The sequence below is a fragment of the Streptomyces thermocarboxydus genome, from assembly GCF_024760485.1.
Taxonomy (GTDB): Bacteria; Actinomycetota; Actinomycetes; order Streptomycetales; family Streptomycetaceae; genus Streptomyces; species Streptomyces cellulosae.
This window is the reverse complement of sequence record NZ_CP058273.1, coordinates 7,325,022-7,346,537: the sequence shown is the minus strand read 5'-3', so window position 1 is coordinate 7,346,537 and position 21,516 is coordinate 7,325,022. Positions and strand designations below refer to the sequence as shown.

General features: G+C 70.0%; 21 protein-coding genes and 1 pseudogene. 8 read left to right on the top strand and 14 right to left on the bottom strand.

The genetic code is table 11. The features are described from left to right. Nucleotides 1-51 precede the first annotated feature (51 nt). The 9 genes from AY578_RS33510 to AY578_RS33470 all read right to left on the bottom strand — a co-directional run bounded on the left by AY578_RS33510 (nt 52) and on the right by AY578_RS33470 (nt 7,472). Complete coding sequence (locus AY578_RS33510; protein WP_019527696.1) at nt 52-1,062, bottom strand: NAD(P)H-dependent glycerol-3-phosphate dehydrogenase; 1,011 nt, start codon at nt 1,060-1,062, stop codon at nt 52-54. Then, on the bottom strand, nt 1,059-1,955 hold the full coding sequence (locus tag AY578_RS33505) for a class I SAM-dependent methyltransferase (RefSeq protein WP_258907094.1): 897 nt from the start codon (nt 1,953-1,955) through the stop codon (nt 1,059-1,061). The genes AY578_RS33510 and AY578_RS33505 overlap by 4 nt, the downstream gene beginning before the upstream one ends. Further along, a complete protein-coding gene (locus AY578_RS33500; protein ID WP_258907092.1) occupies nt 1,952-3,109 on the bottom strand; it encodes a YcaO-like family protein in 1,158 nt (385 codons plus the stop codon). Before AY578_RS33500 ends, AY578_RS33505 begins: the two co-directional genes overlap by 4 nt. Then, nucleotides 3,096-4,349 carry a TfuA-like protein gene (locus tag AY578_RS33495; protein ID WP_258907090.1) on the bottom strand — a complete coding sequence of 418 codons (1,254 nt, stop codon included), beginning with the start codon at nt 4,347-4,349 and terminating at the stop codon, nt 3,096-3,098. The genes AY578_RS33500 and AY578_RS33495 overlap by 14 nt, the downstream gene beginning before the upstream one ends. Before the next feature lie 456 nt (nt 4,350-4,805). Beyond that, entirely contained in the window at nt 4,806-4,970 is a 165-nt protein-coding gene (locus AY578_RS33490; protein WP_258907088.1) for a hypothetical protein, read from the bottom strand. Nucleotides 4,971-5,168: 198 nt separating this feature from the next. After that, nucleotides 5,169-5,414, bottom strand: coding sequence for a hypothetical protein (locus tag AY578_RS33485; protein ID WP_258907087.1), 246 nt, complete (start codon nt 5,412-5,414; stop codon nt 5,169-5,171). 108 nt (nt 5,415-5,522) lie between these two features. Then, nucleotides 5,523-5,990 carry a DUF6082 family protein gene (locus AY578_RS33480; protein WP_258907085.1) on the bottom strand — a complete coding sequence of 156 codons (468 nt, stop codon included), beginning with the start codon at nt 5,988-5,990 and terminating at the stop codon, nt 5,523-5,525. A gap of 37 nt (nt 5,991-6,027) precedes the next feature. After that, on the bottom strand, nt 6,028-6,567 hold the full coding sequence (locus AY578_RS33475) for a hypothetical protein (protein ID WP_258907083.1): 540 nt from the start codon (nt 6,565-6,567) through the stop codon (nt 6,028-6,030). Beyond that, nucleotides 6,564-7,472 (bottom strand): ATP-binding protein, encoded by a 909-nt coding sequence (locus tag AY578_RS33470; RefSeq protein WP_258907081.1) that lies wholly within the window; start codon nt 7,470-7,472, stop codon nt 6,564-6,566. The genes AY578_RS33475 and AY578_RS33470 overlap by 4 nt, the downstream gene beginning before the upstream one ends. A 261-nt stretch (nt 7,473-7,733) precedes the next feature. On the opposite strand from AY578_RS33470, the gene AY578_RS33465 reads away from it, so the two are divergent. The 5 genes and pseudogenes from AY578_RS33465 (at nt 7,734) to AY578_RS33450 (ending at nt 12,720) form a co-directional block, all read left to right on the top strand. Then, nucleotides 7,734-8,624: a helix-turn-helix domain-containing protein gene (locus tag AY578_RS33465; protein ID WP_258907080.1), complete on the top strand. Its 891-nt coding sequence runs from the start codon at nt 7,734-7,736 to the stop codon at nt 8,622-8,624. Next, nucleotides 8,621-8,860: a DUF397 domain-containing protein gene (locus AY578_RS33460; RefSeq protein WP_258907078.1), complete on the top strand. Its 240-nt coding sequence runs from the start codon at nt 8,621-8,623 to the stop codon at nt 8,858-8,860. The genes AY578_RS33465 and AY578_RS33460 overlap by 4 nt, the downstream gene beginning before the upstream one ends. 238 nt (nt 8,861-9,098) lie before the next feature. Then, entirely contained in the window at nt 9,099-9,509 is a 411-nt protein-coding gene (locus tag AY578_RS34240) for a transposase (RefSeq protein ID WP_370879122.1), read from the top strand. After that, nucleotides 9,425-9,739 (top strand): annotated as a pseudogene (locus tag AY578_RS34235) (transposase); the annotation flags it as partial. The gene AY578_RS34240 and the pseudogene AY578_RS34235, both read left to right, overlap by 85 nt. Before the next feature lie 200 nt (nt 9,740-9,939). Next, the gene (locus AY578_RS33450) at nt 9,940-12,720 is read left to right on the top strand and encodes a protein kinase domain-containing protein (RefSeq protein WP_258907076.1); all 2,781 of its coding nucleotides are present in this window, start codon (nt 9,940-9,942) and stop codon (nt 12,718-12,720) included. Nucleotides 12,721-13,063: 343 nt separating this feature from the next. Here the strand turns inward: AY578_RS33450 and AY578_RS33950 are convergent, their stop codons facing one another. The 3 genes from AY578_RS33950 to AY578_RS33435 all read right to left on the bottom strand — a co-directional run bounded on the left by AY578_RS33950 (nt 13,064) and on the right by AY578_RS33435 (nt 17,831). Next, on the bottom strand, nt 13,064-15,088 hold the full coding sequence (locus AY578_RS33950) for a hypothetical protein (RefSeq protein ID WP_337590635.1): 2,025 nt from the start codon (nt 15,086-15,088) through the stop codon (nt 13,064-13,066). A 95-nt stretch (nt 15,089-15,183) separates the two neighbouring features. Continuing rightward, nucleotides 15,184-17,211: a hypothetical protein gene (locus tag AY578_RS33440; RefSeq protein ID WP_258907065.1), complete on the bottom strand. Its 2,028-nt coding sequence runs from the start codon at nt 17,209-17,211 to the stop codon at nt 15,184-15,186. After that, complete coding sequence (locus AY578_RS33435) at nt 17,208-17,831, bottom strand: hypothetical protein (protein ID WP_258907064.1); 624 nt, start codon at nt 17,829-17,831, stop codon at nt 17,208-17,210. Before AY578_RS33435 ends, AY578_RS33440 begins: the two co-directional genes overlap by 4 nt. Nucleotides 17,832-18,344: 513 nt before the next feature. Between AY578_RS33435 and AY578_RS33430 the strand changes: the two genes are divergently transcribed. Continuing rightward, on the top strand, nt 18,345-18,521 hold the full coding sequence (locus AY578_RS33430) for a hypothetical protein (protein WP_258907062.1): 177 nt from the start codon (nt 18,345-18,347) through the stop codon (nt 18,519-18,521). A gap of 89 nt (nt 18,522-18,610) precedes the next feature. Here AY578_RS33430 and AY578_RS33425 read toward each other — a convergent pair whose 3' ends face one another. Continuing rightward, the gene (locus AY578_RS33425) at nt 18,611-19,135 is read right to left on the bottom strand and encodes a hypothetical protein (protein WP_258907054.1); all 525 of its coding nucleotides are present in this window, start codon (nt 19,133-19,135) and stop codon (nt 18,611-18,613) included. A gap of 301 nt (nt 19,136-19,436) precedes the next feature. Beyond that, complete coding sequence (locus tag AY578_RS33420) at nt 19,437-20,336, bottom strand: hypothetical protein (protein ID WP_258907052.1); 900 nt, start codon at nt 20,334-20,336, stop codon at nt 19,437-19,439. A 409-nt stretch (nt 20,337-20,745) separates the two neighbouring features. Here AY578_RS33420 and AY578_RS33415 point away from each other — a divergent pair, with 409 nt between their 5' ends. Next, nucleotides 20,746-21,021 carry a hypothetical protein gene (locus tag AY578_RS33415; RefSeq protein WP_258907050.1) on the top strand — a complete coding sequence of 92 codons (276 nt, stop codon included), beginning with the start codon at nt 20,746-20,748 and terminating at the stop codon, nt 21,019-21,021. Beyond that, the gene (locus AY578_RS33410) at nt 21,021-21,416 is read left to right on the top strand and encodes a PIN domain-containing protein (RefSeq protein WP_258907048.1); all 396 of its coding nucleotides are present in this window, start codon (nt 21,021-21,023) and stop codon (nt 21,414-21,416) included. Before AY578_RS33415 ends, AY578_RS33410 begins: the two co-directional genes overlap by 1 nt. The last annotated feature ends 100 nt before the right edge of the window (nt 21,417-21,516 follow it).

Here is a 21,516-nt window from a genome sequence, read left to right as displayed (position 1 = left end):
GGAGGATGACGGCGAGGCGCGGCCGGTCCTTCGGGCCGGGCGCCGCAGTTGTTAGCGCTCGGGCTTGGGGGGCCGCTGCATCAGCGCGGCCGCGGCCTGGTCGAGCGTGACCTTCTCGTGCAGCAGGTCGGAGACGATCTCGGTGAGTGGCATCTCGACGCCGTGGATGCCTGCCAGGGCGAGGATCGCCTTGGCGGACTTGACGCCCTCGGTGGTCTGGCGGGTCGCCGCGGTTGCTTCGGCCATGGTCAGGCCTTGACCGATGTGGGTGCCGAAGGTGCGGTTGCGTGACAGCGGTGAGGAGCAGGTCGCCACGAGGTCGCCCAGACCGGCGAGGCCGGCGAGAGTGGCCGGGTGGGCGCCCAGTGCGGTGGCCAGCCGGGTGGTTTCCGCGAGGCCCCGGGTGATGAGCATGGATTGGGCGTTGTGGCCCAGTCCCATGCCGGAGGCGATACCGACGGCGAGGGCGATGACGTTCTTCACCGCGCCGCCGAACTCACAACCGACCACGTCGGTGGAGGTGTAGGGGCGGAAGTACGTGGTGTGGCACGCGCGCTGGACGCGGTGGGCAACGTCCTCGTCGGGGCAGGCGATGGTGGCGGCGGCGGGCTGGCCGCCCATGATCTCGCGGGCCAGGTTCGGGCCGGACAGCACCGCGACCCGGTCGGCGGCGATGCCGGTCACTTCGGTGATGACCTGGCTCGCCCGCAGCCCGGAGCCGATCTCGATGCCCTTCATCAGCGACACGATCACGGTGTGCGGCCCGATGTGCGGAGCCCAGGCCGCGAGGCTGGCACGCAGGGACTGCGCGGGGATGGACAGCACGAGGAAGTCCGCGCCCTCCAGCGCGGCGGCCGGATCGGTGGTCGCGGTCACCGTGTGGGGCAGCTCGACGTCCGGGAAGTAGCCGGGGTTGCGGTGCGTGGCGTTGATCGCGTCGGCGATCTCGCCGCGGCGGGCGTGCATGATCACGTTGGTGTCCGCGTCGGCCATGATCTTGCCTACAGCGGTGCCCCAGGAACCGGCCGAGAACACCGCCGCACGGGTGTGGCGCTGGGTCACTGCGGGGTCTCCTCGCTGGTCGCGGGCATGTCGCTGGGGTGGCGGTCGGGCGCGGTCATCCTATCGGCCGCCCGTTTTGCGCTCGTCGCTGATGGTGGGCGCCGCAACGTCAGCACAACGGCCCGTCTTCTGCGGACCTTGGGGAGCATGCGGTGTGCCTCGCGGAGCATGTTCTCGGCCGGTGAGGCGCCCAGCTCGCGCCGCAGCTGGTCGGCGTGGGCGATCCACAGCTGGTAGAGCCGCTCCCACATGGCGGGCTCGTCGGGCCGCTCGTCCAGGTGCTCCAGCGACAGGCCGGCGGCGTCGGCCTGCTCGTGCCACGCCGGTTCTGCGCCGCGCCGCAGCGCGCGGGTGACGACCAGGCGGCCGCCCGGGGCCAGGATGCGGCCGAGCTCGCGCACCGCGGCCCCGCGGTCGGTGGCACCGCCGAGGGCGTCCACGCACACGATGCCGTGGGCGCAGCCGTCGGGCAGGCCGGTGCGCTCCAGCTCCCCGACGCGGAAGACGGCGCGGTCGGCGTTGGGCCCGAGGAAGTGGGCGCGCCGGGCAGTGGCCTGAGCGGTGGCGATGGGTGAGAGGTCGAAGGCCGTCAGACGGACGGCAAGGGCACGGGCCAGCCACAGGCCGATGCCACCGGCGCCGCAGCCGGCGTCCACGAGAAGCTGGCCGGGGCGCAGGCGCAACCTCGCGGTCAGCAGTCCCAGCAGGGGCCAGTCGCAGGAGCTGGAGGCGGCGACCTCCACGGGGTAGTCCTCGCCCATCGCCTGGGCGTACAGGCCGGCCACCACAGAGCTGCGGCCGCGGGCGGCGTGGAAGGCGTCGTACCGGGCTGAGCGGGCCTCCTGCGCGGGTGTGAGCGGCTCCGGGACTGGGCCGGTGGTCGTCGGGTTCATCGGGGCATCGACCTTCTGATCCGGGAGTGGGTGCCGGGGCAGACGACCTGCACGGCGTGGACGGGACAGCCGGGGGCGGTCAGGTCCAGGACGACCGGCTCGTGGCTGGTGATGAGCTCGATGCGGCGGGCGATGTCCAGGGCCTGGTCGGCGAAGCCGCCGGTGGCCGGGGTGAAGCGCGCCGTCACCTCCGGCCACGGAGCAAGACCTGCGGTTCGGGCTGGACCTGGACGGAAGGGCGGGATGTCGAAGCTGCCGGGGTCGGTGGGGAGGTCGTCGCGGGTTCCGGCGATGGCGGCGAGCCGGGACTGCGCGGCCTCGGTCACCGCCCGCGTCAGGGCGATGGCCGGGTCGCTGTGGCAGCCGCCGCCCGCGAAGACGACCGGGTGGTCCTCCGACCACAGATACGCCAGGCACACCGGCAGCCCGTACGGGCCCTCTACGAGGGCGATCTCCAGCGCGATGCCCGCAGTGGCCAGTCGGGCCATCACCTCGCGGCCGAAGGGGTCGTCGACCGTGCGGGGATCGATCAGCGTGCGCCGCCGTCCACCTGTGCGCGTGTCCTGGTGCAGCACGTCGCGCTCGACCACCTCGAGCAGGGCGTGCACCATCGCCTCGTCGCGGGTGTTGCCGCAGGCAAGACCGGTACTGGTCGCCCGCCACACATCTGCGGTCCACGGGCGGCGCTGAACGCGGCGGCGAACCAGGTCGACCGGCAGCAGCGTCTTCGCGCCGCTCACCAGGCCGAGGCCGTGCGTCCACTCGCACACCACCCTGGCGAGAGCGTCCTCGGGGTAGGAGGCGGTGGTCGGTAACGCGGCCACCGGGCAGTCAGGGGCGACCTCGGCGGCCGGGCCCACCGTGGCGATGGACAGCGGCCGCTCGATGTGCCACAGCTCGATCGCCTCCATCACCGCCGACAGCTTCGCCAACAGGGCGGTGGCGCCCTTGCCCTGCGCCACGGACAAAGTCATCGACGCCGGCCGGATCGCCGCCCACACCGGCAGCCCGATCACGTCCAGGCCTGTCAGGTCTGCGACCCGGGTGATGCCGAACTCCTCCAGACGGCCGGCCACCGCCTCCCAGGTGTCCTCAGGCGGCCGGGCCCGTACGGTGCCTGGCAGTGCCACCAGCCGCTCGTCAATGCCCGGCACAGGTCGTCTCCATTCTTTGCGTCTCTTCCAGGAACCCGAGTACGAACCGCTTGGCGGCCTCCACCGCGTTCGCTGCCCGGCCGAGTCCCCGTGCGGCCGCCTCCGTCTCCAGGTGCTCCTGCGGGCAGCGCCACACCGTGAGCAGGAGGTCGCGGGCCGCCTCGTCGCGGACTGCGGCCGCGGACATCCCGGGGCGCCGGCGGCGAGCTCGGGCGAGGACGTCGGCGTATCGGGCGACCGCGCGCCGGTCCTGGTCGGTTTCACCGGCCAGCAGCAGCCCCACGGTCTCCTCGCAGCGCAGGTCGAGCCAGGGGTGGAACAGGCGGTCTGCGGGCAGGCGCCCGCCACACGTCTGGGTCAGGCGCTCGGCGAGCGGCAACCCGGGCTCGCCGTCGGCGGGGTGCTGGGAGAGGTGTTCGAGGTAGGCCGCCCATCTGCCGGGAAAGTCGGGGTCGAACACCTGCTGATAGACGAGACGGTCCTCGGTGGACAGGTTCAGGCCGTCGACTTGCTCCCGCACGGCGGCGTTCGACCAGCGGCGGAAGTAGGCCGTCTCCCACCGCGGCGGGGCGACGGCCGCGCTCGCCGCCGCGGCGGTTCCGTCGAGTGCGGTCGTCACGGCGGCGATCGCGTCGGCGCGCTTGAGGTCAGCGAAGTGCGGGTCCTGCTTGCGCCGCTCGTCCAGCCAGTCCGCGAACGTCCTCTCGCCCCGGTTGTGGCATACGGCCCGTACGGCGGCCCACGTCCGTTGCGGGTAGTAGACCGCGCGCAGCGCCTGCAGAAGTCCGGTGGCCCGCGGGGCGTCGAGGACCTCGTGCGCGACCGCGAGCTCAAGGGCGTGCCGCAGGTTGACCAGCGGCCAGGTAAGGGCGCGTGCGTCGTCAGGGGCCTGGCCGACGGCCACCTCGTCATCGCCGTCGATGTCCCCGCGTGCATAGGCGGCGTAGATGCGGCCGACGCCGTGCATCCCGTACGGCGCCAGTTCAGCCGCCCGCAGCGCGCCGATGCTCGCAGCACCGACCATCCGGATGCCTCGACCCATCGCGGCCAGAATCTCTTTGTGCCGCAGCGCCGGCGCCTGGTGATACACGCCGTCGATGAGGACCACCGTGTCATCGCTGTTGATCTCGGGGGCGAACAAGTCACCGTGCTGTGCGGGCGGCCACACCCGTACATCCGGAGCGGCGAGTTGCGGCTCGGACCGCGGCAGCGACGGCCCGACGAACACGTGAATCACCACAGGCCTCCAGGGTGAAGAGCGAGGGGGTGCTGCTCCCGCCCGGCCCCAGGCCGGGCGGGAGCAGCACCAGGACAGTGCGGAAGAAGGGGAGGGCTACTCCTCGTCCTCCACGTCGACTGCGACCACGACGGGCCCGGTGACCTCGTCGGGCTCTTGGGCCGGCGCCTGGACGGCGCTCTGGGCGGCGCTGGTGGACTCGAACTGCATGGGATGTTCCTCCTGTTCATTGAGACGGCGGAGCGGGACGGCTGCCCGCATCCGGTGATGCCACAGGCCCTGCGGTGAGGGCCCGCCTGCCCGCACCTGGGAGGGGCGGGAAGCTGATGGGTGTTCAGCCCTGCCGGGCCGGGGACTGCCGTTGGTCGACACCGCCGGCAGCGCAGGATCTGAGCTGGAGCGGAGTCGGGAGCCTGCCCGGCGGCCCGTTCGGGGGTCTCCGAGTCGCCGGGCAGGCGGTCAGGACGCGGCCGCCGCGAAGGAGACCACACTGATGTCGCACAGCTCACGCACCGCCTGGCGGGCGACGACGAACCGCTCGCCCGGGGAGCGGCGCAGAACGAGCGCATCGTCGACCGCGGGGCCGGGGCAGCCTGGCCGGGGGTAGAGCGTCCCCGCGTACACCGATCAGCTCGGCCTCGCGTACGCGGAGAAGTACATGCCCGTCGCGCAGCCGCGGGCACAGGCGGGGCGCCGACTTGGAGCAGGGCTCGCACATGGGCGGGATTGCGGTGCGCACGCCTTCCCACCGCGTCTGCACAGCCTCGTCCAGCAGCGGCAGGACCCACAGCATGCCGTCCTGATTGCGGCTGGCTCGTCGGCTCAGCACGCGCACAGGAGTTGCTCCATTGCCGTGCGCTGCCGATAGGGGTGCAGCTCGGCCGCGTACTCGGGCCTGCCTCGGGTCGCTCCAGAGCACAACGTCCAGAGCACGCCGTCCAGGTCGCGCGCGAGGGCGTCCTTCAGCGGGTCGGAGGAGGCGACGCCGGAAGCGGTGACCGTCAGCGGCGCGGGCTGCGTGCTCTCACCTGTCCACGGCGTTACGTACGGCGCTATCGGTCGGTCCACGGTGTCCCCCGAAGGTGGTGCTGCGGTCAGTGGTGAAGGCAAGGGTCTGCGGCCGGCCGGATCTTCCAGGCCTCAGGGGCTGGTGCCGTGCCCATCGACGAGGCTGCGTCACTCGGCGACGGGCACGGTGCGTGTGGGCGCGCCGCTGGTGCGGGTTGCGCGGAGGTAGGCGGCATGCATGACGTCGGTGAACTCGATCTCGCGGGTGTCGCCGTCCGCCTCGGCCTCGCGGATGCCGCCGAGGCGCTCCCAGTACCGCCGGCCGTCCGGACGCCGCATGACCTCGTCGGCGCAGTACCGCAACGGCCGGCCACGGAGCAGGCCCAGCCGGTGTTTCAGGGAGAGCATGCACAGCTGGTAGTTGACGTGTAGGAGCCGGATGTACTCCTCGACCGGCATGTCCTCCGGCGCCCAGAGCTGCGCGGCGTCGCGGTGGGTCGTGAGGTGGCGCAGCCATTCGAGTTGGTTCCGCATGGCGGCCACTTCGTGCTGCTGCCGCTGGTGCCGTTCCTTCTGGCCGAGGTGCGCGGCCCCGACGGCAACCAGGGCGAGAGCGGCGACGTTCTGCAATTTCATCGGAGTCTCCTGGGGCCGCAGGTCGCGGCCCGTACGTCTAGAGCGAGGTACCGAGGCGGGCGGCGAGCGCGGCGTGCGGGTTCGGCTCGGGGCGGAGCTGCTCCAGCGCGGCACGCAAGGGGCCCGTGGGGACGAGGCGGTCGCTGGCTGACGGTCGGTGCCAGTACGGGCCCGGCGGGGCGGTCCGGTTCAGCGAGGGCAGCGTGATCGTGTGCGGGGCGCCGAGGCATACCGCGTGCGAGTGCGGTGCCCACTGGTCGGCGGACCCGGGCGGGACCAGCCAGTAGAACCAGCCATGTTCTGGATCTTCGATCACGGGCCCGCATCCGCCCTGGATCTCGTCCATCAGCTCCACGGCGAGTCGTGCCTGCGGGCCCGAGCTGCTGATGACGACGTCGAACAGGTTGCCGCCCAGTCGGAGGCGGGTGTCCTGGCGGGCTTCGACGGCCAGGAGGGCGCGGATCATCTCGGCGAGGTCGGCCATGTCGGCGGCCGGCTGCTGTGTTGCTCCGGCGGAATCGACCAGGTGCTGCATCATCTCAGCGCCGGTCAGCGGGGCCATGACCTGGGTGCTCACAGTTCCACCCGCCCCGGCTTGAGGGTGGCCCGTACCGTCTTGCCGTCGGAGCCGGGGGCGATGAACCAGGAGAGCCGCGCTCCACGCTGGCGGGCATTCCACAATCCACGCCCCCGCGCACCGTCGACAGCTTCAAGGAAGTCGGGGAAGTGCGGGGTGGGGTCCGTGACGTCGATGACCAGTTCGCGGGCCTCGGTGAGGCTGAGGCGGGCGGAAATGCTCTGCCCGTCCTGTCCATGCTGGAGGCCGTGGGTCACGGCGTTATCGACCAGCGAGGCAAGCACCGCGATCGCGGCATGTCCGTCACCGGGCCAGTCCAGCATCGCCAAGGTCGTGCGGCCGGAGACGCGGGCGATCCTCACTGCGCTCGGGTCCGCGGGTAAGTGCAACGGCATCTCGCGTAAGACGGGCGCGGTCACCTCGGCGGCGGGGTCCAATTCTTGGGGTCGTTTGGTCAAAGGGAGGGTGCACCAGGTGGTGGTGCCGTCTTCGCTGACTCCCCAGGCGTCCGCCAGTGCCTCGACGAGGAGCAGGCCTCGGCCGTTCTCGTCGTCTGGTGCCGGGCTGCGCGGGGTGGGGACGGCGGAGCAGCCGTCACTGATCTCGATCAGGAGGTCGTCGTCACGCAGACAGAGGCGGAACCTCACTTCAGAGCCGGAGCCGTGCTGTAGGGCGTTGGTCACCAGTTCCGTGGTCAGTAGTTCTGCCGTCTCGGCGAGATCGGGACGATGCCAGCTGCTCAGTGCGGCCCGCGTGATGCGGCGAAGACGTGCGGGCCAAGCTGCATCCGCCCGGGTTAGCTGACCCGGCGTGGATCCGGGATCCCGCTGGATACAGAGCTCGTGCCCGGCGCGCAGAGCAGGAGAGCTGACGGTCGTCGGCGTGCATGCCGGGATCGAAGTCATGCCGGTCCTCCGTAGCTGGTCGGGCGTTGCAGCGCAGGACACAGCGGGTCCTACGACCCTGCAGCGGTCACTCCGCGCTATGGCTCAACTACGGTGCCCTGTGGGAAAGTTATCCCGCAACGGATACGCCAACGAATATTCTCCGGAATCGAAATTGGCACATGCCAGGGCGCGCGCATGGGCTACTGCGACGAGCAAATGGCATGTCAGACTGCGCGCATCGCCGGTTTCGGCAAGCGCATGAGACGGGAGGGCGGACGCATGGCACAGAAGCCGAGACCGACGGTGCGGCGCATCGAGCTGGGGTACGAACTGCGCCAACTCCGCGAGCGGGCCAGCATGACGCTGGAGGAGGTCGTCGACTCCGGAGCGGTGTCTGGCCTCTACTTCGCCAAGCTGCAACGGGTGGAGACAGGTCTTCAGGACCTGCGATCGGCTGCCGATCTCCGTTCCCTGCTTGAGCTGTACGGCGTCACCGATGACCGTGATGTCGAGCAGCTTCTGGCCATCCAGCGCGAAGCGGCGAGCCAGGACTGGTGGACTCCGTACCGTTCGACCATGCCCTCGGGCATGCCTCGCTTCGTCGGCATCGAGTCTGCCGCCCGTGAAACCTGGGCGTTCCATCCGAGTCTGATCCTCGGTCTGCTGCAGACCGAGGGGTACGCCCGCACTCTCTACCAGCTGGCGCAGCCCATCGAAGAGACCACCAGCGAGTTCATCAGCCGTAACGTCCAGGTTCGCATGCGACGGAAGGATGCGCTCACCCGGTCGGAGGAACCCCTGACCCTGCGGGCAGTGCTCTGGGAGCCCGCCCTGCGAAACCTGATCGGCGACGTCGACGTGATGGTGGAGCAGTACGACGAGCTCATCAAGCTGGCGAGCCTTCCCAACGTGACCATCCAGGTCCTGCCGATGCTCCCGATGAAGATCAGGGGATATCTGCCCTCCCACGACTTCAGCGTGATGCACCTCGGCGACGAACTGCCCACATCGGTCCAGGTCGACAACGCATGGAGCGCAACGTCCGTCAGTGACAAGCCGCGCGAAGTTGGCCGCTTCACCAGGAAGTTCAACGCCATAACAGCTTCGGCCCTACCGCCGGAGGACACAACCGAGTTCATTGACGGCCTGAAAAGAGAGATCACCGCATGAAGAAGCCCACCCCCATGGCACCAGAGCTGACTGCCGCAGGCGCAGTGTGGCGCAAGTCGACGTACTCCGACGGTGCCGGTAACAACTGCATCGAGGCCGCCGCCTTCCCGTCCGTGGTCGGCGTCCGCGATTCGAAGTTTCCCGAAGGCGCTGCGCTCGTCTTCCCACGGTCCTCCTGGTCCGCGTTCGTGAGCGCCGCCGGCAGCGGCGAGCTGCAGATTGAGCCCACCGCCTGACCGGCTGGCGCACACGCAACATGACGGCCCTCCCCTTAGACACGTTGAGGGGGGGCCGTCATCGTCTTGCTGGTCGCCTCGACAGCGTCGGTGCGGCGTGCAGCACAGTGTAGGGGGGGCAGAGCTCGCCTGTTCGAGGATCGGTGAGACCCGTGTTGCGGGGAAGGTAGGGTCTGCCGCACGATCGGGTGACATCTGAACTGGCTCGCCCTGTGGGGCGGGCGGGAAGGATGTCGCTGTGCCCAAGCCTTATCCGGAAGAGTTCCGCCAGGACGTCGTGCGGGTTGCGAGGAATCGCGGGCCGGGTGTGACGGTCGAGCAGGTGGCCACCGACTTCGGAGTCCATCCGATGACGTTGTGGAAGTGGATGCGTCGTGCGGACACCGACAACGGGGCCAAGCCCGGAACGACCGGCCAGGAGAGCGCCGAGCTTCGGGAAGCGCGGCGGTCGGATCAAGCTGCTGGAGCAGGAGAACGAAGTTCTGCAGCGGGCCGCGGCCTATCTGTCGCAGGCGCATCTGCCGGGAAAAGGATCTACCCCGGCGTGGAGACGTCGACGGGTGCATTCTGCACAGCGATCGCGGATCGCAGTTCCGCTCCCGGAAGTTCGTCCGGGCACTCGACCGCCACCGGATGGCCGGATCGATAGGGAGGGTCGGAGCCGCCGGCGACAACGCGGCCATGGAGTCCTTCTTCAGCCTGCTGCAGAAGAACGTCCTCGACCGCCGTGTCTGGGCCACCCGCGAAGAACTCCGGATCGCGATCGTGACCTGGATCGAGCGGACCTACCACCGACGCCGCAGACAAGCCTCACTCGGCCGGCTGACCCCCATCGAATTCGAGACCGTCATGACCAGGCCGGCTCTCCAGGCCGCGTGACCGAACCTGTCACCCGAACCTGCATCAGACCCGGCCGCTGGCAGGCGCCGAGCACGCATCGGCACATTGCGGTACGGAAAAATGGGTCCGGCGGTGGAGGGGGACGAACTCCGTGATCATCACACGTCATGTCCTGCATGTGCGCAAGAATCGGTCCTCCGGGCGTGGTGCCCGGTGGGCACGATGCGCGGGGTGGGCCGATGGAGGACGTGCGGGAGCTACTGTCCGAATACGGGCAGTGCCACAGCGTTGAACTGCCTGAGTCGGACAGGCACCGGCTTCTCGGCGATGTGGTTACGGCCCTCATCCGGCGCGCCGACGAGGAAGTGACGGTGGATTACCGTGCGCCGGATGAACCGGCCGTGTTCTTCGAACTCTCCGGACGCGACTACGCGATCACCGTGTTGTCGGCTTCCGGACCCGATGTGGCCGAGGCCGCCCGGGCCGCTGTGCGGGCCCGGGAGCAGAGTGGTCTGGGGCCGGAGGTGCGCTGGGTTCTGCTGTGTGCGCGGACTCCCGGCTGTGCGGTCGACGATGGTCTGCGCGTGGCCCTGGGCGGGCAGGGCGTGCTCCTCGACCAGGACCATCTGGAAGCGGCCGTGTGTGGGCTTGTTTCACTCGCGACGCTGATCCGCGCCGCCTTCCGCACGCCGCGTCCACCGTACACGCCGCTGCAGGAACTCCTGTTGAAGGAGCCGGAGGTACCGGCTCCTTTGCTGTCCCTGTCGTCCCGTCCGCCCGGACCGTTCACCGTGCCGTCCCGGACGGCGCCGGGCATCGTGGCCTCCGTGGTTCTGGCCGGGGAAGACTGGCCGCTGTGTCCGAGCGGCCTTGCCTGGGAGTCGCCACAGCGGGCGCTGGTCACCACCGAGTGCGGGCTTGCGGAGGTGGATCTGCAGCGAGGCGGGCTTCGGTGGCGGCTGCCTCTGCCCGACGTGCACGGTGCCGCCATCGTGCTGCCGGATGGAGCCGTATGTGTGCTGTGCGGGCCGGCGGTGGTGATGTGGCATGGCGGCGTGCTGCGGGTGGTGGGCGGTGGGTTCGAGGCGAACGCCAGCCTGCTGATCGGCCCCGATGGGGGCGTGTGGGTGCTGTCCGGATCCGGGGCGACGCTCGGCGCCGCCACCGGCTCGACTCTCGCGCTGACCCGGCTCGGTGACAAGGTAGGCGATCAGCATCGGTTTTCCATCGCCTTCGACGCGGCGGTGCGGTCGGCCGTTTGGCTGGACGGGCGGCGCTTCCTCCTTGCTGCCGGCGGGCACAGCGCCGTCGTTGACCTCTCCGTCAGCACGAGCGCCGGCGGGCGGGAGGATCGGATGCTGACCCCGGTGTCCTACCCGGGGCACGTGGCGCGTGGCGGCAGCAATGCCGTCCTGGTGGCCGGGCGGGCTGGCTCCGGCATCGGCGTGGAATTGCACACCCTCGATGCGGCGGCCCGCAAGAGCGAGCCGACCGCCGAGGTACAGCTCGGCGAGGTGTTGGGCCTGGCCCAGAGCCCAGAGGGCGGGCCCGCCTACCTGCTGGGCTCGCTGCCGACGAACGACATCGGCGCCATTCACCCCGTCCTGATGAAAATCACCGGCCATTTCCCTGCCGGGCCGCATGCGGTCGAGGAGCAGCCGCCGGCGCACGCCGCCGATCCGTACGCCGCGGTACGCCAGGAGGCCCGTGGTGAGCGCAGCGACTACGCCTTGGAGAAGTTTCCTCTTCCAGGCGGTGACGAGGGCGGCATGGGCGTCGTCCACGAGGCCGTCCACAAACCGACGAACACTGTCGTTGCGTTCAAGAAGCCGAAGTCGCTGCGCGAGAAATTGACCGCGCGGATGCGGCGTGAGATCGAGGCCGCTCAGATACTTGGCGGCAACCGCCACGTCATGCCGGTCCTCGACTTCAGCCCGCGAGCCGAGTGGTTCGTCATGCCGCTGGCCCAGGGCACCGCCGAGCAACGCCAGCCGGAACTGCAGCACGACGGCGACGAACTGCGGACCCTGGTGGACGCGGTCGCGGCTGCCCTGGCCGACGCCCACCGTCTCGGCTACCTGCACCGGGACATCAAGCCGGCCAACATCCTGCATCTCGACGGCCGGTGGGTCCTCGGCGACTGGGGCATCGTGCGCCGACCCCGCGGTCAGACGACCAGCCCCGGGCGCACCGGCCGGAAGATCGGCACGGTCGAGTTCGGTGCCCCCGAGTTGACCGTCGATCCGCACAACGCGAGTCCCTCCAGCGATATCTACAGCCTGGGAAGGGTCATTGGCTGGTTGCTGACGGGTACCGAACCCGAGGCGAACGTGCCCCTGCTTCCGCCGCACGGCAGTCCCTGGCGTGCGGTCGTGAGGCAGTGCACCTTCCGTGAGCCGTCGAACCGCCCGCAGACCGTCGACGAATTCCTCGACCTGGTCGAGCGCGAGATGGCCTCGTCCCTGGAGCTGCCGATTGCGCGGGCGCAGCAGCTTCTGCAGGGAGCCGAGGACGGGGACGCCGAGGCGGCTCGCCGGCTGCTCGCGCTCGTAGCCGACCACGGCGGCGACTACGAGCTGTACCTGGACGCCCTGCCGCGCCTGGACATGGATATCGCCGCACCGCTCCTGCTCGCCAACGCCGAACAAGCCCACGCCCTGGTCCAGGCGATAACCGGGCACGTGCACGGCGACGGCACCAGCTGGCCCAAGTGGGACGAATTCAAGCGGGCCATCGCGTGGCTGCGCGGCGTCGCACGCCACGCCGCCCGTGAAGAGGAGTGGGATCTGCTGGAGGATGCGGCCCGCGGCATGTGTACCTGGGACGCGGCGTCCAACGAGTTCGACCAGCAGATCGCAACCCGGGACTGGCTGCGCCAACTGCGCGGCCAAGCCGCTCAGATCCTCGCCGGTGTACTGCGGGAACACCCCGGAAGCGCGCACTACTACTGCGAACTGACGAGTGAGCGCTCCGTGGACATGGCCATCCGCAGTGCCATCGCCTCCGCGACCAGCCGCTGACTGCAGGATCATCGACGCGACGGCCTTCTGTGAGCTTGTTACAGGTACCAGATGTCGTACGGCTGGGTCCGTGGAGTAGACGCGATGACCATCGCAGCGCGTCCGCTGAGCAGACCATCACGTCCGGGGTAAACCACCGTCTCGCACTTGGGAGCCGGAGTCCTCCTATTGTCTATCTGACGTCAGGGGTGGAGTGGAGTACTGCGGAATGAACGCGCTTTGACGACGCCAGGGGCGAGCCGAGCGGCAGAGAAGCGGCGGCGGTAGGAGAACTGGCCGAGCTGGGGACCGACATCTTCAGCTGGGGATATGCCTGAGAGTTGGAACGCTTGCGGCGTAATGTTTACAGCTCGTGGGGGTCGCGCTTGTTTCCCTGGATGCGCAGCATGATCACCGTGCGGGGTCTGGGGTCGCCGGCGGGGCCGGGGACCGTGCGGACGTGCACGCAGGCGGGCACCGCGGCCAGGCCGTCAGGTTTGTCGGTGAGGTCGAGGACGACGAGGAAGTTCACGGGCGGGCCGTTGACCTGGTAGGCGATGGCCTGTGGCAGGAAGGCTTTGGTGTAGGCATCCCAGGTGGGGTTGGCCCAGTCTCGTTTGAGTTCGAGTGTGATCAGTTCGTCGTGGGGGCGCCAGGCGATGTCGACGCGTCCGGCTCCCACGTTGCTGACTTCCAGTTCGACGCGCAGTCCTTGGCCGCGGAGGAAGTCGCGCAGGTCTCTGCCCAGCTCCTTTTCCAGAGGTTTGTCTTCGTCCTTTTTGAGGCGGCGGAGGTACTTGCGGGCGTCGCCGCCGAATTTTTGGGTCTCGTTCAACCTGAGGTCGAGGAAGCGGAGGAGGTAGATCAGGATGCGGTCGATGTCAGCGGCGAACTGGCCGGTGTAGCCGTCGGGGCACTGCTGGCCAAGCTCGGTGCGGGTTGCGCGATAGGCGGCGGCGATGACGGGGATCTCGTCGACGGGTTCCTGGGCCTGGCGGGCCTCCCACATGCTGGCCAGGCGTTCGGTGAGTTCGGGGGCCGTGGCGAGGAAGCCGGACAGGCGCTCGGCGTCGTCGGGGTGGAGGGGGAGCCCGGCGAGTGCGGTCGCCGGGCTGTCAGCTTTTGGGCCGGGGTCTTGCCTTCCGGCTGTCAGGGCTTCACGCAGGGCGGTGGCCTGTTCCCGCACGATCGGTGTCGTGGGGTCCTGGTCGGTCTCGGGTGCGGTGCTGAGCTCGGCGAGCCACTGGTCGAGCAGGGCCAGGCCGCCTTCACGGGCGAGCAGGCTCTGTTCCACTCGGGGGGCCAGGACGGCGTGCAGGCCGGTTGCGAAAACTGGTGTGCCAGGTGCAGTGGCCGGCAGGGAGCCGTCGGTGGGGGTGAGCAGGTCGAGACTGCGGTGGGCCGCGTAGACGTCGACCAGGCTGGTGATGACTGCGGCGGCGTGCAGCCAGGCGCCTGGCCGGTCGGCGGCTTGGGCGCGGGTGAGGGTGTCGAGGAGTCGTTGCCAGGTGCCCAGGGTGTCCAGGCGGGGGGTGCGCCAGCCGGGGGGCAGGCCGAGGAGGTTCAGGCGGATGTCCAAGATCGCGTCTTGGAGCTGGCGGAGGGTGTCGGTGGAGATGGTGGCGCCTGAGCTGTAGGCAAGGAGGGCGTCGAGGGCGGCGCCGAAGCCGGCTGCGTCGGGGCGTTCCTCCGTGCAGTGGGCGTCGCTGAGGTATGCGCGGGCTTTGAGGAGCTGGGGGCGGGCCTGGTCCAGGGTGTCGGTGGTGAGGGCTTGGCGCAGGGTGAGCATGCCCAGCTCGAAGGCGGCGTCGTCGGCAACGTCGTCGTGGTCGAGCAGGTCTTCCAGCAGCGAGGGGGTTTCCGGGGCGGAGAAGTGTTCGGCGAGTGCGCCCGCTACACGGACGGCGCGGGCGGCGAAGTCTTCGTCGATGCGTGGTAGTTCCCTGCGCAGGCGGCGTAGCCGGTCCAGGAGCCCGTAGTGGCTGGCGATGCCGGCCAGGATGAGGCGGGCGCTGGCTTCCAGGGCGATGCCGCCGACAAGGTCCAGACGGGTACGGCTGGCGTCCAGCCAGGCGTCGGCAAGGTCCTCGCCGAGGACCTCGATGGCGCCGGGGTGGGTGAGCAGGGCGGTGACGACCTCTTCGAGGAGCAGCGGGTCGTCGGGGACCGCGGCGGTAAGCAGGAAGTCCCGGCCGGTGGGGCTTGCCAGCGTGGGGGCGTCGTTGCAGACGAGCGTCACCAGGGCGGGCAGGTCGTCGTGGTCGAGCAGATCGTGGCGGGCGTCGGTCAGGATCGCGGGGCCGCCGAGGTCGGTCAGGGCAGGCGGGGGTGCGCCGGTGCGGCGGGCGTCGGCGAGGAGGCGTAGAGGGTCGCCTGAGGGGCTGGGCATCGTCTTGCCTCCTTCCCGCCGCCGGACGTGTGTGCGGCTTGGACTCTAGGTCAGGCGCGGTCGGTGGGCGTCCTGGCGTGGCGGGGCTAGTGCAGTCACCACAGGCGTGCTCCCGGCGGAGCGAGGCGCAGCTGGCCTTCGGGGATGAGGGAGGCCACGTCCTCACCGCGGGCGGTGGCGATGATGACTTGCAGCCCGGGCGCCATGTCGGTGAGCGTGACCAGGTCCTGCACCATGAGCCGCAGGTCCTTGCTGTCGACTTCCTCGGCTCCGGGGGAGTCGACGATCAGCAGTCCGGGGTGGCGGCCGACACCGCTGCGGATGCCGTGCCGCAGCAGCGCGGTCGTGGTGACGATCTTCAGCCGCAGCTGTTCGCCTTCGGTCAGGGAACCGTAGGTGTGCTGCTGGCCGCCTTTCCACACGGTCAGGGTGGCCCCGGTGCCCAGTTCGACGCGTTGGAGCATTTCCAGCCCCAGGGCGCGGCCCATCGTGACGATGTCCTTCTCGACGTCCTTGAGGACGTGCTTCAGGGCGGTGGTCCGGCGGGTGTGCGCGGCTTTCTCCGTGGCTTTGAGGATGGCGTTGGCTACTTCCAGTGGGGTGATGTCGACGGCTGCGTCCAGATCGGCGAAGCGGCCGGTGCGTTCGGCGACCGCTCCCTCCAGGCGGGCCACGGCCAGTTCCACGGTGCGCCGTTCGCTGGTGCCGGGGTCCTTCAGGGCTTCCTGGAGGGCGGCCTCGGCTCGGGTGACGGCGTCGGCCGCAGCCAAGGCCTGCGCCTGGGCTGCGGCCAGGAGGCCGGCGGCTTCCTCCGCCTCCTGCTGGACGCCGGCCAGTGCCTGGCGCAGATCGTCCGCCGTCTCCGTCTCTTCGTCGCCGTGAGCGTCGTGGTCGGTGGGCTCGGGCAGGCGGGAGGTGCACAGCGAGCAGTGCCCCTCCCGCTCGCGGGCCCACTGTTCCTTGGAGACTTTCGTGTCGCAGCGGGGGCAGACGGTCGGCATCAGGGTGTGGAAGAACGCCTGGGCCAGTGCTGCTTCCTGGGCGGTCTGCACGGCCTGGGCGAGGCTGTGCCGCTGTTCCTCGAGGGTGTCGTGGCGCAGACGGGCCGCCGCGAGCGCGCGTTGCGCCTCGCCGGCCGTGGCCGTGGCGGCGGCCAGCGTCCGGTAGGCGGCGCTCAGGTCGGCGGCGGCCTGTCCTTGTTCGGGCAGCGCCTCAAGGCGGGCGCGTTCGGTCTCCAGTTGCCGAGTGAGCTCGCCCAGCTGCGCGCGGCGTGCCTGGGCGTCGGCGGCGGCCCGCTGCCGGGCCGCGGACAGCTGGGCGGCCACCACCTTCTGGGCGACCGATGCCGCGACCATGGTCGGCGCCCAAGGGGCACCCAGGAACAGCTCCAGCAGCCGGGTGGGCAGCGCATTCCTGGACTCGTTGCCCAGCAGGTGTCCCAGGCCCTTGCGGTTGATGTACAGGCCGCTGGCGTAGGAGGGCCAGGACAGCTCTCCGGTGACCGGCAGCGCCTCCACGTCCCCGCGGGGCTTTTGCTGGGTGCGCAGGGGTTCCAGTCCCAGGCGGTCCAGCATGAAGGCGTCCATCGACTCCTCGAACGCCTTCATGCCGTCGAACGACACCAGTTCGACGCCGGTCTGTTTCGACACCACGCTGCCGGTGGGGATGCCGCCGGTCACCGTCATCTCCACCACGAGCGGCTCGTCGTCGAGAAGGAACTCGGTGCGGACGCGGCGCAGCCAGCTGCGCACGTCCCGCTGCAGGCCCGCCCGGCCGCGCAGGCACCACAGGATGATCTCGAGGACGCTGGACTTGCCGGCCTCGTTCTTTCCCGTGGAGGCCAGGCACCACACGCCGGGCCCGGGCTCCCAGTGGAAGCGGAAGGGGATGTCGGCCGCGTCCTGCTGCTGGCCGTCGGGAGCCGGGCGGATGCCTTCGAACTCCACCGCGGTCACCAGGATCCGGTGGGGGCGCGGGAGGGCGGTGTGCGCCCGTACCCCGTGCTCGGCAAGGACCTCGCGCACTACCTCGACCGGCTGCTGGGACGCCCCTGCGATCTCCTCCAGCCATGCTTCGACCGGGCCTGCGGCGTCGTCTTCGACCTGTGTGATGCTCCGGCTCACGCCGCCAGTCCCTCCCGTGCCAGTGCCGCCTCCAGGCGCTGCCTCACCCGGGCGGTGATCCCTCCGATGAGCCGCCCCTCCGGAGTGCCCGCATATTCCTCGTGCCCGTACTGCAGCGCTTTGAGCTGTCCCCCGGACATGCCTTCCGCCGCCATCGCCACATACGCGGCTTGCTGGTCGTACCAGGCCAAAAGCGGCTCCGTGGTGCGCAGTTCCTGCGCTCGGGCTGCTCCGGCTTCCAGCAGGTAGTAGTCGCGGCGCCGTACCTTGGCGTCGGTCACCTGGCCCGCCCGCCGGATGGCGATTAGCTCCAGATGCCGCAGCACACTCAGCGCGTTGTTCAACTGCTCGAACGCCCCGTGCTGGCCCCGCAGCATCCGGTAGGTGTGCAGCTCCGGCTCCCGCTCTTCCAGCACCACTCGCGCATCCAGGAGGCGCCGGCCGGGCAGACGCCCCTCTTCGCACCCGGAGATGATCACATTGGCGAGGTAGTCCGGGTTGCGTATGAGGAAGTCCAGCTTCTGCAGCTTCCGCTCGGACTGAATCACCCGCACCGCCGACTCCGGCACGCCGTCACCGGCCCGGCACGCATCCCCCAGCCGGTCCAGGATGAACAGCATTCGCACCGCTGTCTGTCCCGTGGTCGGAGCAGCGATCCCGACCACCCCCTTACTCGAGACATCGCCCTACCACACACGCCGACATCGCTCTGCTGCCAGGCGCATACGTGCAGTGACCATACCGGCTCAACATCGACATGGGGAGACGTTCAACAACAAGATCGAGGGACGTGTGCCTCCGTGCTTCCGCACGCGAATCCATGCGGACTGCCCTCCCACAGCTGACCGCCGACCTACCGCATCTGCTTTCACTCGTTCGGGGAAGCGCCGCACTCCGCCCTGCTCAGGCCCGTACTTTGCTCTCGTCATCCCTCACCATGAAAGGAAGACGGCCCTGTGCCTACACTCAGGAAAACCCTCACCTCCGCCCTGGCTGCCGTTCTCCTCACCGCAGGGCTCGCCCTCGGCACCGCCGCCCCGGCAAGCGCCGCAAGCTGCCCTTCGTCCGCGTCCCCGACCATCCCGGGCGCACGTGCCCACTGAGTACTGGCCTGCTCCGGCAACACCCTGAAGGTGTACGGCGGGGTCGAGGACACCCGCGTGGACGGCCGGGACGCAATCGTCGAGATCTGGCCGGAGGGCCACCACTGGCGCTTGGTCGACGCACGCGGCATGGGAACACGGACCAACTTCGACTTCGAGTTCCCCGGCACGAAGAAGGCATCGGTAACACTGCGCCTGACCAAGTGACCTAGCCAGATTCGGCGGCCCGGCCTCTCCATGCGAGGGCCGGGCCCGCGTTCCGGCGACGTCGCTTCGCAGCGAGGACCGTGTGGCCGTCAACCGTCGTCGCGGGCGATCCGTCGGCCGACGCCGGTCCAGACAGGCTGGGCCGCTTCCTCGGGCACGGCGCCGGTGAGGCCGTCGAGGTGCTGGACTGCCTCGCGGGTGATGTAGCGGTCGGTGTCCGGGGATTGCAGGTAGCGGCGCAGCAGATCTGGGGGGAGGTCCTGGCGCTGGAGGTAGGCGGCGAGGGTGCCGACCAGCAGGTAGTTGTGGGCGAAGACGTCGGTCAGGGCGTACAGGACCAGGCGCTGCCACTGCCTCATGTCATCACCGTGCAGGGTCTGCAGGTGCTGGGCGCGGGCGAGGTAGGCGTTGATGCGGCGGCAGTGGTGGGCCACCAGGGCCAGCAGCTCAGGTGGCACCTCCTGGCCCGCCGGGCGCGGGGCGGGCTCGACCGTACGGGGTTCGGGTGCGGGCGGCAGGGTGTCGCGGATCTGTTGCAGGCCCGTGGTCTGCTGCGGGCCGTGGGGGATTTCGCTGCGCCGCTGGGATCGTTTACGGGGGTAGGTGGGGGTCATGGCCGTGCCGTCCCTTACCGCCGGTCCCACGATCCGGCGTCTGCTGGGCGGCCGGTGCCGCCACGGCGGGGCGCTATGAGTGACGCGGCGCGCCTGGGGCCTACCTGTCCGCGTCGGTCGTGGGCTGACGCGGCGCTCGACCGGGCGCCGTCACAGCGCGGGCAAAGAGGCGGCACCAGCCAGGACAACGACAGTCGTCCCGCCGAGGTCACGGCGCTACGGCACCGGTCTGCTGGCCCCGGTTCGGGTGCGGTGTGAGGGCTGGCAGCCGAAGGGACGCGGCTCGGCGTGCCTGATGGCATCACTCGTCGTCCATCGACCGGAGATGTTCGGTGAAGGCCTCGTCCTCTGCGGCGCCCGGGGTGCGGATGTAGGTGCACACCAGGCACTGTCCGTACCCCACCCGGCCGAAGATTGGGTCGAGGCCCTCGACGCAGAACGTCTCGTGCCCGCAGACGGGGCAGGTGTCGAGGTCGTGTCCGTCGGGATTGTGCTTCGGGTGGTAGGCGTTGGGGTTGGTCACGTTCTCGGCGCGCCGGGCGGCTTCTTCCTCGCCGATGTGTTTGAGGTATTCGGCAGCTCGTTTCTGGGAGGCCGTGTCCTCTTCCCGCGCGATCTGCTGGATCCGGTCCTGCTGTTCTTCTCCCATCACGCCGAGGCTCCGGTGACCGTCGAGGGCCAGCAGGGCCTCGATATGGCGACGCTGCAAACCTCCGGCACCGCGGCCGTGGCGGGCTGCCTGACTGGCCTCGATCCCGTCCTGGAGCGTGCGCACATCGATCCGGGTGTGCGACGAGAATCGCGGCGTCTGGAAGAGCGAGTCTGTGTCGCCCTGGGGGATCTCCGGCAACGGATCCTTGCCAGGAACGAGGACGATGCCGCCCGTGGCAGGCACGTGTTCCTCGATCAGCCTGAGCAGCGCGCTGGCCGACCGGACACGTCCATTGCGGTCCAACTCCTCCCCCGGCCACTCCGAAGCGACGATCGCGGCCAGGGCGTTGGACAGCGCCTGATCGAAGACGCCCTCCCGGCCGGCCATGGACGGAGCGAAGGGGTCATCGCCTGTCGGAGCAGGAGCGGCGAACGGGTCCGCTTGTTTCTCGGGGTCGGCGGCTACGGCACGCTCTGGCCGTGTCTCGCGCAGCTCCACGGCCAGCACGACGGCGCACCGGGCGAATTCCTGAGCTCGCTGATCCCTCACGGAGAGCATGGTGCCGTGTGCCACCGGACTCAGGTAGGCCACCTGCGGCTGGAGGCGTCCCGGCTCGGGGGTTACACGGGACGGGAGCCCTACGTCCATCTTCCTCGCGGTACGGGCCGGACATACGGCCAGCACGCCGGTCCGACGTCCGGTGTGGCGCGATCCCGACCATTTACTGCCGAGAGCGCAGGCCGAGCGGACCCGGGCCTTCCTCAGCAGCGCCGGGTCCAGGCGGCCCATTGAGGCAGCACCACCGGGCACTGAGCCCGCACCTCAAGCGTACATTTCGCGTACCGGGTGTGCGCAGACGGCGTGCCCTGACCCCGCACAGTGCGTGCGCGCAGGGGCGCCTACGGGCCCGCCACTCGTTCCTCTACCAGCAGTAGAGGGAAGCGGTAGAGTGAGGAATATGGCAACAGACGAGACGAGCATCAAGGTGAGCGCGGCGGCGCGGGACAGGCTGGCGCAGCTGGCGGCCGAGCACGGCACCACCATTCGCAGCCTGGTGGAGGACCTTGCGCAGGGCACTCCGACTCAGGCTGAATACGCTGAGCGTGCCGAGCTGGCCCGTGCCGAGCTCGCTTCCGCCCTCGGCAGCGCGCCCAGCCCAGAGGCCGAGGCGAAGGCCCGGGCGCTGCTGGAGCGCCTGGGCGGGGCGCACCACGGCTCGCAGACGGCCGCGTAGTGGCGGCGATCTCGGTCGTCCTGGACCACACGACCGCCGCTGCTCTGTACGACCCGAAGGATCCGTTCAACGAGGCGGTCGCCGCGTTCTACGTGCAGGCCTCCGGCGGGCTCGGCGACCTGTATGCGCCGGTGCTGTCGCTGACGGCCGGTGACGCCGAGCGGCCCGGACTGCTGGGCTACATCAAAGGGCTGCGGTTCATCCGGATCGAGGCGTTCGACACTGACGCAGCGGTCACCGCCACCGAGTTGCTGCGCTTCGGGCACTCCTGGGCCGCTGTCCACGCCATCCACGCCGCTCGCCCATCCGCCGCCCACCCCGCCGGGCGGTTTCTTCTCACCCTGACCCCCAAGGCCTACGCCGGCACCGGCGTCCAGGCCGTCCACCCCGGTTAGTAACCGGTCAGCCACCGATGGCAGAAGACGGTCAGCACCGCTTCTGCTAGGGCGGTTGCGTCGTCTGTTCTCACGTGCCCGGCCGCAGGCCGAGGTGCCT